The organism is Roseateles sp. GW823-FHT07B05 (assembly GCF_058794515.1).
This window is the reverse complement of record NZ_JBXAGX010000001.1, coordinates 818897-830826: the sequence shown is the minus strand read 5'-3', so window position 1 is coordinate 830826 and position 11930 is coordinate 818897. Positions and strand designations below refer to the sequence as shown.

The 11930-nt window shown below is 71.4% G+C and carries 12 protein-coding genes; 7 read left to right on the top strand and 5 right to left on the bottom strand.

Features of this window, described 5'->3' with window-relative positions; genetic code table 11:
- Window positions 1-7: 7 nt before the first annotated feature.
- Window positions 8-661 carry a response regulator transcription factor gene (locus AC1Q7O_RS03465; protein WP_492658398.1) on the top strand — a complete coding sequence of 218 codons (654 nt, stop codon included), beginning with the start codon at window positions 8-10 and terminating at the stop codon, window positions 659-661.
- Between the two features lie 34 nt (window positions 662-695).
- Here the strand turns inward: AC1Q7O_RS03465 and crcB are convergent, their stop codons facing one another.
- Window positions 696-1061, bottom strand: a complete 366-nt coding sequence (gene crcB / locus AC1Q7O_RS03460; RefSeq protein WP_492658399.1) for a fluoride efflux transporter CrcB — start codon at window positions 1059-1061, stop codon at window positions 696-698.
- Entirely contained in the window at window positions 1058-1531 is a 474-nt protein-coding gene (locus AC1Q7O_RS03455; RefSeq protein WP_492658400.1) for a molybdenum cofactor biosynthesis protein MoaE, read from the bottom strand. The genes crcB and AC1Q7O_RS03455 overlap by 4 nt, the downstream gene beginning before the upstream one ends.
- 116 nt (window positions 1532-1647) lie before the next feature.
- On the opposite strand from AC1Q7O_RS03455, the gene AC1Q7O_RS03450 reads away from it, so the two are divergent.
- Genes AC1Q7O_RS03450 through AC1Q7O_RS03425 form a run of 6 tightly spaced genes read left to right on the top strand, consistent with a single transcriptional unit; the run spans window position 1648 to window position 7392 of the window.
- Window positions 1648-2679, top strand: coding sequence for an SPFH domain-containing protein (locus AC1Q7O_RS03450; protein WP_492658401.1), 1032 nt, complete (start codon window positions 1648-1650; stop codon window positions 2677-2679).
- On the top strand, window positions 2672-4255 hold the full coding sequence (locus tag AC1Q7O_RS03445) for a DUF4178 domain-containing protein (protein ID WP_492658402.1): 1584 nt from the start codon (window positions 2672-2674) through the stop codon (window positions 4253-4255). Before AC1Q7O_RS03450 ends, AC1Q7O_RS03445 begins: the two co-directional genes overlap by 8 nt.
- 22 nt (window positions 4256-4277) lie before the next feature.
- Window positions 4278-4499, top strand: coding sequence for a DUF350 domain-containing protein (locus tag AC1Q7O_RS03440; protein ID WP_394514318.1), 222 nt, complete (start codon window positions 4278-4280; stop codon window positions 4497-4499).
- Window positions 4492-4836: a YciI family protein gene (locus AC1Q7O_RS03435; RefSeq protein WP_492658403.1), complete on the top strand. Its 345-nt coding sequence runs from the start codon at window positions 4492-4494 to the stop codon at window positions 4834-4836. Before AC1Q7O_RS03440 ends, AC1Q7O_RS03435 begins: the two co-directional genes overlap by 8 nt.
- A 40-nt stretch (window positions 4837-4876) precedes the next feature.
- A complete protein-coding gene (locus tag AC1Q7O_RS03430; RefSeq protein WP_492658404.1) occupies window positions 4877-5827 on the top strand; it encodes a TolB family protein in 951 nt (316 codons plus the stop codon).
- Entirely contained in the window at window positions 5824-7392 is a 1569-nt protein-coding gene (locus AC1Q7O_RS03425; protein ID WP_492658405.1) for a polyamine aminopropyltransferase, read from the top strand. Before AC1Q7O_RS03430 ends, AC1Q7O_RS03425 begins: the two co-directional genes overlap by 4 nt.
- Before the next feature lie 241 nt (window positions 7393-7633).
- On the opposite strand, the gene AC1Q7O_RS03420 is transcribed toward AC1Q7O_RS03425, so the two are convergent.
- From AC1Q7O_RS03420 to AC1Q7O_RS03410, 3 genes are read right to left on the bottom strand one after another with little or no spacing between them, the layout of a single operon-like run.
- Window positions 7634-8383: a hypothetical protein gene (locus tag AC1Q7O_RS03420; RefSeq protein WP_492658406.1), complete on the bottom strand. Its 750-nt coding sequence runs from the start codon at window positions 8381-8383 to the stop codon at window positions 7634-7636.
- Window positions 8380-8823, bottom strand: a complete 444-nt coding sequence (locus AC1Q7O_RS03415) for a hypothetical protein (RefSeq protein ID WP_492658407.1) — start codon at window positions 8821-8823, stop codon at window positions 8380-8382. Before AC1Q7O_RS03415 ends, AC1Q7O_RS03420 begins: the two co-directional genes overlap by 4 nt.
- A 35-nt stretch (window positions 8824-8858) precedes the next feature.
- On the bottom strand, window positions 8859-11885 hold the full coding sequence (locus AC1Q7O_RS03410) for a CHAT domain-containing protein (RefSeq protein ID WP_492658408.1): 3027 nt from the start codon (window positions 11883-11885) through the stop codon (window positions 8859-8861).
- Window positions 11886-11930: the final 45 nt, after the last annotated feature.

Genomic DNA, 11930 nt, shown 5'->3' with positions numbered 1-11930 from the left:
ACGCGCCATGACCGACCACCTCCCGCCCCTGCCCTGCTCCCCGCCCGAGCGCCCCCCGGGCGCCAGCTCGATGCTGCTGGACCCGCTGCTCGGCGTGGCCGGCGCGGAGGCCAGCGCCATCGCGCTGATCCAGGCCCACCCGGGGCTGCTGGCGCTGCGCCTGGGCCGGCTGGAGCTGCCACGCCAGCCGGGCGCGCTGGCGGCCGCGGCGGAGGCGCTGCGGGTGGCCGGCAGCCCGCCCCGGCGCGGGCTGGCGCTGCACCGCCCCGGGCAGCCTCCGCTGACGCTGGTGCTCGAACGCGCCAGCGCGGGCCGGCTGTGGCTGCACCTGATGGACGGCGCCCGGCCGCAGCTGGACGCCGAGCTGCTTCGCCAGATGTTCGGCCTCACGGCCGCCGAGTTGCGCGTCGCGCTGCTGCTGGCGCAGGGCCTGAGCTGCGAGGACATCGCCACCCGCCTGCACGTGCAGGGCAACACGGTGCGCGGCCATGTCAAGCAGCTGCTGGCCAAGACGCATGCGCGACGCCAGGCCCAGCTGGTGGGCTGGCTGTGGCGCAGCGCCGCCGTGATGCTGACGCCACCCGCCGCCGGCACTCTGCAGGTTGCCCTCGCCGCCGGGGTGTCCGTCGCACCGGCCACGGCGCACTGCCAGAACAGCTAGCCAGCCACCGGCTGGGCGCTGGCGCCGTGCCAGGTCAGGCCGCCAGCCGCATCAGCGCAAAGCCCGCCGCTGCCGCGGCCAGCGAGCCCGCCACATGGGCCAGCGTGTGCGCCAGCGCCAGGCCGAAGTCGCCCCGCTGAAGCAGCGCGAGAGACTCGCCGGAGAACGACGAGAACGTCGTCAGCCCGCCGAGGAACCCGGTCACCAGCAGCAGCTTCAACACCTCATTGGGCTGACGACCGAACCACTCCAGCGCCATGCCGATCAGCAGCCCGCCGACGATGTTGACCAGCAGCGTGCCCAGCGGGAACCCCATCCAGCGGGTGTTCAACCACAGGCCTGCCTGCCAGCGGGTCAGGGCGCCCAGCGCGGCGCCGATCGAGACGGCCAGCGCGTTCATGCCGCGTTCCCGGCAGCGATGCCCCAGCGCGCCAGCGCCTCGTCGTCGGCCACGCGGGCGTCCACCCAGTGGGCGCCTGCCGGCGTGTGCTCCTTCTTCCAGAACGGTGCCTGGGTCTTGAGGTAGTCCATCAGGAACTCGCAGGCCTGGAAGGCCTGGCCGCGGTGGGCACTGGTGACGAGCACCAGCACGATCTGGTCGCGCGCCTCCAGAACGCCAACGCGGTGGATGACGCGCGCGGCCCGGATGTCGAACCGCGCCAGCGCCTCGTCCACCATTGCCTCGATGGCTGCCTCGGTCATGCCGGGGTAGTGCTCCAGCTCCATGCGGCTGACGGCCTGGCCGCTGCTGTGCTCGCGCACGGTGCCGACGAAGGCGACGACGGCACCGACGCCGCCGTCCTCACGGCGCAGCGCGGCCGTCTCGGCGCCGAGGTCGAAGTCCTCGGTCTGGATGCAAACTCTGGGCATGACACAGATTCTCACCTCCCCATGCGGTGAGATTCACCTGTTTGGCACAGGCCGGCCCCGGCCGCCGCCCGATACTCGCTGCCAACTCTCTCAATTGACCGCTCGCGGGTAACGACATGGCCCTGATGGATTTCATCAAGAAACAGTTCATAGACGTCATCCAGTGGACGGAAGACGGCGATGGCACGCTGGCCTGGCGCTTCCCGATGGCCGGCATGGAAATCCAGAACGGCGGCCAGCTCGTCGTGCGCGAGTCGCAGGTCGCCGTGTTCGTCAACGAAGGCCAGGTGGCCGACGTCTTCGGCCCCGGCACCCACAAGCTGACGACGCAGACGCTGCCGGTCCTGACCTACCTGAAGAACTGGGACAAGCTGTTCGAGTCGCCCTTCAAGAGCGACGTCTACTTCTTCAGCGCCCGCCAGCAGATCGACCAGCGCTGGGGCACCAGCCAGCCCATCACGATCCGCGACAAGGACTTCGGCGCCGTGCGGCTGCGCGCGTTCGGCAACTACGCCTACCGCATCCAGGACCCCAAGACCTTCCACAGCCAGATCTCCGGCACGCGCGAGCGCTACACCGTGGCCGACCTCGAAGGCCAGCTGCGCGGGCTGATGCTGCAGCACATCAGCGACGCCGTCGCCGGCAGCGGCACGCCGTTCCTGGACCTGGCGGCCAACCAGATCGAGTTCGCCAACGCGCTGAAGAACGCCACGTCGACCGCCTTCGCGGCGCTGGGGCTGGAGCTGCTGTCGGTGACGATGCAGAACGTGTCGCTGCCCGAAGAGCTGCAGAAGATCCTCGACCAGCGCATCGGCATGGGCATCATCGGCCAGAACATGGGCCAGTTCATGCAGTACCAGGCCGCGCAGGCCCTGCCCGAGATGGCCAAGGGCGCCGCCGGTGGCGGCAGCGGCATCGCGGGCGAGGCCATCGGCCTGGGGGCCGGCGTGGCGCTGGGCCAGACGCTGGCGCAGACGCTGGGCCAGGGCCTGGCCGGTGTCGGCGCCGCCGCACCCGCGCCGGCCGCCAGCAAGCCCGACGACATCGTCGCGCTGCTGGAGAAGCTCGGCGACCTCAAGGCCAAGGGCATCCTGACCGACGAGGAATTCGCCGCGAAGAAGGCGGATCTCCTGAAGAAACTTGGCTGAGTCACAGCGCCGCTGGCGGGCGGCCTGCCCCAACTGCGGCGCACCGGTCGATTTCGCCAGCGCGGCGTCGGCCAGCGCCGTCTGCGGCTTCTGCCGCAGCACGCTGCTGCGTGACGGCGAGACGCTCTCGCGCATCGGCCAGAGCGCCGAGATCTTCGACGACTATTCGCCGCTGCAGCTGGGCGCCACCGGACGCTGGGCGGGTACCGGCTTCGCCGTCGTGGGGCGCGTGCAGCGCGGCTCGGAGCTGGGCAACTGGAACGAATGGCATCTGCTGTTCGAGGCCGGCGAGCAGCAGCGCGTGGGCTGGCTCAGCGAGGACAACGGCCAGTTCGTCCTCAGCCTGGAAGCACCGCTGGACGAACTGCCACCGCCCGAGCCCCAGGTCGGCCTGCCGCTGACGCTGGCGGGCCAGCGCTGGCAGGTCGCCGCCGTCGTCGAGGCGACCGTGCGCGCCGCCGAGGGCGAGCTGCCGCGCGCACCGCAGGCCGGCCGCGTCGTCGAATTGCGCAACGAGCGCGACGAGGTCGGCTCACTGGAATACCGGCAGGACCGGAGCGTCGTCTGGTCCGTGGGCCGCCGCGTGCAGTTGGCCGACCTGGCGCTGCAGGGGCTGCGCACGACGGCCGAGGGCGAGTCCGTCGCCGAAGCCAAGTTCAAGGGTCGGTCCATCGCCTGCCCCAGTTGCGGCGCGCCGCTGGAACCCAAGCTCACCGAGAGCCGGAGCATGGCCTGCGCGCAGTGCCAGGCCGTCGTCGAGCTGCCGGAGGGTGATGCGAAGGCGCTTGGCTTCACGCCCCAGCCGGTGGGCGCGCCGCCGCTGATTCCGCTGGGCCGCACCGGCACGCTGGCGCTGGCCGGCGAGAAACCGCAGGGCTGGACCGTCGTCGGCTACCAGGAGCGCTGCGACCTGCCCGAGGACGGCGACGACGAGCAGAGCTTCTGGCGCGAGTACCTGCTCTACAACCGGATGGCCGGCTTCGCCTTCCTCGTCGACACGCGCGAGGGCTGGAGCCTGGTGCGCACGCTGACCGGTGCGCCGGCGCTCGCGCGCGGCGGCGCCAGCTGGCAGAGCCGCGCCTACGACGAGCGCTGGACCTACCAGGCCAAGACCACGCATGTGCTGGGCGAGTTCTACTGGCCCGTGAAGCTGGACGACCGCGTCCGCGTGACCGACTACGCCAGCAAGGACGGCCAGTACCTGCTGAGCCGCGAGCAGCAGGGCCGCGAGGTCACCTGGAGCGCCGGGCAGACGCTGGACGCCGCGACGGTGCAGAAGGCCTTCGGCCTGAGCGCGCCGGCCGCGCAGTTCACGCGCGACGCGTCGGCCTTCAAGAACAGCGGCGGCACGCTGCTGCGCAACATCGTCATCGGCCTGTTCCTCATCGTGCTGCTGTTCGCGCTGCTGCGGGCGTGCAGCAGCGACGACTGCCAGCGCTACAAGGACAGCTTCGGCGAAACCAGCAACGAGTACCGACAATGCCGCGCCACCGCGCGCAGCGGCGGCGGCAGCTACATCGGCAACAGCGGCGGCAGCTACGGCGGCTACAGCAGCGGTGGCGGCGGCCACAAGTGACGCGACAACTCAGGAGAACAACATGACCCTCGACTGGCTCAAGCCGGAAGTCATCCTCGGCACGACGATGTACGCCGTCATCGGCGTCGTCATCTTCTGGATCTCCTTCATCGTCGTGGACAAGATCACCCCCTACAAGCTGTGGGAGGAGCTGGTGGAACACAAGAACCTGGCGCTGGCCATCGTCGTCGGGGCGATGTGCATCTCCATCGGTAACATCGTGGCCGCGGCCATCCATGGCTGAACACGACTTCGCGGCGCTGACCTCCAACGCCCACGAAGACTGGACGCTGTTCGCGATCCGCTTCCACGACCGGCCCGGCACCGGGGAGCTGCGCCGCGCGCTGCTGCAGGCCCATCTCGAATGGGTGGCCGCGCACCGTGACGCGGTGCGCGTGGCGGGCTCGCTGCGCGAGACGCCCGAGGCCACGGCCGTGGGGGCGCTGTGGGTGGTGCGCGCGCCGGACAAGGCCGCCGTCGAGGCGCTGATCGCCACCGACCCGTTCACCACCGGCGGCCTGCGCGCCGGCTGGGACATCTTCCACTGGAGCAAGGCGCTGCCGGAGCCGGTGTCGTTCTAGCCGACACTCGCGGCCCGCTGAACGACTGCCCAGGCCTGCCATGCGCTTTTCCGTCCGCCGCCTCCTCCCGCCCCTGCTCCTGGCACTCGCGCTGCCCACCCGGGCCGCCGACGCGCCGCCCGATGTTGCCGTCTTCGTCGCCCGGCTGGACCTCGCCGCCGGCAGGATCACCGACGCCCGCAACATCACGCCGGGCAAGGGCAGCAACTTCCAGCCGGCCTTCACGCCCGATGGCGGCGCCGTCGTCTACACGTCGGGCCGGACCGGCTCCAACAACATCTACCGCCACGACCTCGCCAGCGGCCAGACGACGGCCGTCACGGCGACCACCGAGAACCTCTACTCGCCCACGCCGCTGGCCGACGGCAGCGGCTTCTCGGCCATCCGCGTCGTCACCGCGGACCCGGCCTACGGCATCGAGATGAACGAGCCGTCGCTGTGGCGCTTCGGCTGGGACGGCAAGCCGGTCGCGCCCGTCGTGCCGACGAAGCGCATCGGCTACCACGCGTGGATCACGCCCGACCTCGTCGCCGCCTTCCTCGTCGACGACGTGCCGGACCGCAACGACCACCGCGCCGTGCTGATCAACCGCAGCACGGGCCAGCAGAAGCTGCTGACCGCCAAGCCCGGCCGCTCGCTGGGCCGCGCCCCCGATGGCCGGGCCAGCTTCGTCGACCAGACCGACGCCAAGCGCTGGGTCATCGCCGCGATGGGCGTGGGCGACGACAAGCCGCTGGTGCTCGTCGAGACACCGCCGCTGCCCGATGGCGACAAGCCCGCCAACCGCCCGCAGTACTTCGCCTGGCTGCCCGACGGCTCGCTGCTGATGGCGCGCGGCCACCTGTTCCTGCGCTGGGACGGCAAGCCCGGCAGCGCCTTCCAGCCCTTCGCCGAGCTGCCCGAACTGGGCGGCGCGGTGCGCAACATCGCCGCCAGCCCGGACGGCAAGCGGCTGGCCTTCTCCGTCACGCTGACGCCGCCCGCGCCTTGACCGACACAGACACCGCCGACCACGCCGCCGCCCGCGTCTCGCTGGCCGAGGTGCTGCTGCTCGCCAGCGTGTTCCTCATCGCCGCCTGCGGCCTGGTCTACGAGCTCGCCGCCGGCGCGCTGGCGAGCTACCTGCTCGGCGACTCGGTGCTGCAGTTCTCCACCGTCATCGGCGTCTACCTGTTCGCGATGGGGCTGGGCTCGTGGCTGTCGCGCTTCGTCGAGCGCCAGCTCGTCGGCGTGTTCCTGCAGGTGGAGCTGCTGGTGGGCGTCGTCGGCGGGCTGATGCCGGCGGCGCTGTTCGCCGTGCACAGCCTGCTGCCGCCGGGCGAGGCCACGGTCTTCCGCGTGCTGCTGTATGCGCTGGTGCTGCTGGTGGGCACGCTGGTGGGGCTGGAGATCCCGCTGGTCATGCGCATCCTGCGGCGCCACTTCAGCGCCCGCTACGGGCTCAAGGACCTGGTGTCGCAGGTGCTGACCTTCGACTACCTCGGCGCACTGCTGGTGGCGCTGGCCTTCCCGCTGGTGCTGGTGCCGCACCTCGGCCTGGTGCGCACCGGCGTGGCCTTCGGGCTGCTGAACGTGGCCGTGGCGGTGTGGGCGCTGTGGCTGTTCCGCGCCGAGCTGCGCGCGCGCACGGCCATGGCCACGGCCTGCGCGCTGTCCGCCGCGCTGCTGCTGGGCGCGCTGCTGGGCGCCGAGCAGCTGACCACCTGGGCCGAGGACCGCTTCTACGGCGAGCACATCGTCTTCAAGCAGAGCAGCGCCTACCAGCGCATCGTCGTCACCGACGGCCGCGCGGGCACGCGGCTGTTCCTGAACGGCAACCTGCAGTTCCATTCCAAGGACGAGTACCGGTACCACGAGGCGCTGGTGCAGCCGGCGATGGCCGCGCACGGCGCCCCGAAGCGCGTGCTGGTGCTGGGCGGCGGCGACGGCATGGCCGTGCGCGAGATCCTGAAGTACCCCAGCGTCGAGCAGGTCACGCTGGTGGAGCTGGACCCGCTGATGACCACGCTGTTCCGCGAGTCGCCCAAACTCGCCGCGCTGAACGGCCACGCGCTGTCGTCGCCCAAGCTGCGCATCGTCAACACCGATGCCTTCGGCTGGCTGGAACAGCAGACGGACACGTTCGACGTCATCGTCATCGATTTCCCCGACCCGTCCAACTTCGCACTCGGCAAGCTCTACACGGCCAGCTTCTACGAGCTGGTGGACCACCACCTGAGCGCGGGCGGCTACGCCGTCGTGCAGACGACGTCGCCGCTGATCGCGCGGCGCAGCTTCTGGACGGTCGCGACGACCATCGAGTCGGTTGGCCTGACGACGACGCCGTACCACGCGCACGTGCCGTCGTTCGGCGAATGGGGCTTCATCCTCGCGTCGCGCCGGCCGTTCCGGCTGCCCACGGCCTTCCCGCCCGGCCTGCGCTTCGTCAGCGTGCAGAGCCTGCCGGCGCTGCTGGACTTCCCGCCCGACATGGCCCGCGTGCCGACCGAGGTGAACCGGCTCTCCAACCAGGTGCTGGTGCAGGAGTTCGAGGCGGAATGGGGCAGGGTTCATTGACCCCTCGCCCAGCCTTGCACCGCTGAACGCGGGCTCGTCCGGTCGGTCTTGCAGACCGCGCTGCGGCAGTGCCGCAGCCCTTCGGCAGGCACATGCCGCCCACTGGGCGCCATGTGTCCGGCCTCAGCCCCCAAGGGGGCGGCAATGCTTGCCGGATCGACCGGCAAGCACATCGCCATGACGGGCCGGCTTGGGAGCGGCCCGGCGCTCGGCCCGCAAGACGGGAGCGCCGATGCCGACCTCAGTTGCCGATCACGCCCTTGAGCCCGCTCGCGACCGAGCCGAGCGCCGTGGCGGTGGCCACGACCGTGACGCCCAGATTGCGCAGAGCATCGAGCTGCTTCTGCAGCGCGACCGGGTCGCGGGCGGCGCCCCAGGCGGTCGTGGCGGCACGCGTCAGCCAGCGGCCCTGCCGCAGCGGCGCCTGCGAACGGGCGACGACCATGCCGGTGACCAGGCTCAGCAGGATGCTGACGACGTAGTAGCCGAACTCGCGCAGCTCACGCGCATTGGCCGGCAGCACGGTGGCACCGTCCACCCAGGCCACCACGGCGCTCATGCCGAGCACGGCCAGCGCGGCAGTGACGGCCGCCAGCAGCAGATTGCGCAGCACGCTGCGGGCGCCGCCCCGCTGCAGCAGGTAGCCGAAGGGCAAGGGAATGGCCAGCGACGCCAGGCGCAGCCACAGCGTCGGCAGGTCCAGCGCCATGACGATCACGTAGTGCGCAATGAGCAGCAGCACGAAGGCGGGTGGCAGCACGGCCCAGGCCGGCAGCGCGGCGGCGTCGGCCTGCGGCGGTGCGGGCGCCCCGTCAAGCGCTGGCGCAGCGCCGGACTCCAGCGCCGCGACGCGCGCCACCGCCGCTTCGAGCGCGGTCTCCTGCGCCTGCAGGCGAGCCAGCAGCGGCGTGAACAGGAAGAGGTCGCGCGTGCAGTGCGGGCATGCCAGCGCCTGTTCGTCGATCTGGCTGACGCAGTAGGGGCACTTCACGGCGCGGCAACGTCGAGCTGCACCACGGTCTCCGACTCGCGGCCTTCGCTGTCGGCCACGCGCACGAGCAGCCGATGCCGGCCGGGCGGCACCGTGACGCCGTCCAGCGCGATGCCGCTGTCGCCGATGCCGGCACGCAGCCGCGGCGTGAGGTCCACCGACGGTTTCTTCAGGTAGGTCACCTGCACGGTCGACACGTCGATGCGCGCGCCGCCCATGGCCTTCAGGCCGACCTTGAGCTGCAGCGGCGCGCGCACGGCCGCACCGTCCTTGGCCGGCAGCTCCTGCGTGATGCGCGGCCCGCGGGTGACGCCACGCGTGCCGAAGGGCGCGTCAGGCCGGGCAGCTTCTTCGGCAGTGACGAGGTCCAGCGCGGAGGCCGGCGACAGCGTCAGCGCCATCAGCATCGGCAGCAGGAGACGCAGGGGCTGGAGGTTCATCGGGCGATCTCCCTTTTCAGTGAAATGAGCAGCCATCAGCGCTGCAGCTTCAGCGGCACGCCGTACTGGACGAATGCTGCCCAGATGCGCGGGTCGCGCAGCGCGTCGCCATGGCGGCCCGCGGCAAATTCACGCTTGGTGGCGGTCAGCGCGGCGATCACGTCCATGCCACCCTGGCGCACCTTGGCCATGAAGGCCGGGATGAACACCGACGTGCCTTCGTCGTCGATGGGCCACAGCGTCATCAGCGTGTTGGTGTTGCCGGCCAGCATGAAGGCATAGGGCAGGCCCATGACGCCCTCGCCGCTCTCGGTGCGGCCCAGGCCGGTCTCGCAGGCGGACAGCAGCACGAGGTCGGAGCGCAGCTTCAGCGCCGCGATGTCCCCGTCCTGCAGATAGGCCTGCGGCAGCTTCGGGCCCATGCTGAGCACCAGTGCGCTGCGCTGCTCGTCCACATAGCCGTGCGTGGCGAAATGCAGCACGTCGAAGCCGGCCAGCTCGTCGCGGCGCTGCAGGTCCAGCAGGCTGTCGCGTGCCGCCGCCTTGCCCAGCAACTGCCGGCTGCCTTTCGCGAACAGGGGCAGCAGCGCCGCCGACTCCTTGCGGGTGCCGGGCAACGGCGTCCATTCCAGTTCGGCCATCCAGTCCGGCAAGGCGCCGTCTTCGGGCGCCACGGCGCGGTAGACCGGGTCGGCGATGGACAGCAGGCGCGGCGCCTCCGTGCGCGGGCGCGCGGCGCGCCGGCTCAGCTCGGCATGCACGGCCAGCGACTGCACATAGCCCACGTCCATCTGCACCACCAGTTGGCGCTCGCCCAACCACAGCGCCTCGAAGGGCAACTGCGTCAGCGCGCCATCCGGGCTGACGATCAGGCGCCTGGCCTCGCGCAGCGCCGCCGGCAGCGGCGCCAGCAGCCAGCCGGACACCTCGCGCCCCAGTGAGGCGAGGTCCGGCACGCGGCGGGCGCCGTCCGGCGCCTCGGCAGCCACGACGTAGCGGCCGTCCGCCGTGCGCCAGATCGGCCGGCCACGCAGGCTCAGGCCCTGCGCCTCTGCAGCCTCCCCCGCGAACAGAAGCTTGCGATACAGCAGCAGCGCACCGCGTTGCTCCGCGTCGAGCGCGATGAAGTGGTTGGAAAAAAGCGGCACCTCGCCGGGCACGAGGTTCAGCAGCAGCGTCGCGACGAAGCCGCCCGGCACCTCCAGCCAGCTGAGGTAAGCGTCGCCCGGCGACAGGCTGTCACCCTCGCCCACCGGTGCAAGCCTCTTGACCATCTCGGCCTGCTCCAGCTGCTCCAGCGGCCCCGTGCCGACTGCCCTGGACAACCACTGGTTCTCGCGGTCCCGGGGCGACAGACGCCGCACCGCCAGCGCCTCCAGGTGGCCCAGCTCGGCCATCGCGTCGAGCTCTTCGGCCAACACCTGGAACAGCCGCCTGGCCCCCAGCGGCAACGAGGCTGCCGCAGCACGCAGGCTCTGGGCATCGGCCCGCTGCTGCTGCAGGCGCGCATCGGCCTCGGCATCGCGCAGCCCCTTGAACTGCTCGCGCAGGCTCTGCGCGCGCAGTCGCCTCAGCAGCGTCTGCGCGCGCAGCCCTTCGGAGGCCGAAACGTCCAGCCGCTGCCCCTGCTCCACTGCGGCGCGCGCGGCGAGACGGTGCAGGCCGTCGAAGCGGGCGAAGTTGCGCTGCTCGGCGAAAGACGGCAGCCGGGTCGCGCCCGCGCGCAGCAAGACCTGGTCCTGCACCTGGCGCAGCAACGCCAGGCTTTGCTCGCGCAGTGCCGGTTCGCGCAGCAGCGTCGCGCCAATGGCCCAGTCCAGCCTCAGCTCCGACTCGGGCCGCGAGCCTTCCAGGTCATTGCCATCGATGCGCTCCTTCAGCAGCTCCCGCCAGGCCGGTGGTGCGCCACGCAGCAGCGCCTGCAACGCATGCAGCTGCGGCGCGCGGAAGCTGGAGCAGCGCTCCGGGCTGCAGCCGCCCACGGCCGCGTCCAGCAGCGCGCGCAGCATGGCGCGCCCCTCGGCTCCAGGGCCGTCCGCGTGCAGCAGCGCATCGCTCACCAGGTCCAGCACCGGCGCCGTGTAGCCGCAGCCTTGCCGCATCAGCGCCTGCAGTCGTTCGACCGACCCTGCAGGCAGCTGCAGCCGCGCACGGTCGCGGGCGATGTCGGCGCGCCAGCGCAGGCTGAGCTCGCCGCAGCCGACCGCGCCGGCTGGCGGCATTTCGGCATAGACGCGCTCGAAGTCCTCGGCGATGTCGGCGTCCCCCAGGCGCCAGGACAACCGCGCAAGATGCAGCGCCGAGACGCGGCCCAGGGCGCTGGCAGGGTGCTGGGCCGCAAGCATGTAGACCTGCATCCAGCTCTGCCGGGCACCGTTCAGCGAGCCCCCCTGCTCGAGCAGCTCCGCCCTGAACCACGGCGCCACCTCCGGCAGCCCGCCGCCCGTGGAGGCCTGCTCCGCATGGCCCTCTTTCTTCAGCCACGCCAGGTACTGTTCGCGCGTGACGTTGTAGGCCCGCAGGTAATGCAGGAAGAGATATTCCTGCCCTTCCGCCAGCCAGCTCTGCGCCGCCTCGTACAGCCGCTGGTCCAGCTTGCACACCTCGAAAGGCCGTTGCGCGCCGGCAGGGAAGCTGCTGCAGAAGTCGGAAATGGCGCTCAGCATGACGGCCGCCGTGCCGGAACTCTCGGCGGGCAGCTCACGCACGGCGCGGTTCATCGTCTGCAACTGGGCGATCAGCATCGGCCGGCAGTCGGCGGCCTGCGCTTCACACGCCGCCAGGAATTTCACCGTCACCGGGTTCCAGACCATCTCGTTGACGCCGGTCCCGGTGATGCCGCCCCAGCGCATCCGGCGCACATGCGGCAGCAGTTCCTGGTACTCCAGCAGCGACGCACGCAGCAGCGTGGGCAGCGCCTGCGCGCCGCGCGCAGCGGCATCCAGTGGCAGCCGCAGCGCCTCGGCACGGGCCGGGCCCGCCAGCAATCCCGCGAACATCAGGCCGGCCAGCCCGCGCACGATGCGGCAGCAGACGGAAGACCGGGCAGAGGAAGCTTGCATGCGGGAAGGCGTCTTCTTCAGAAGGTGGGAGATGGGCCACCGACG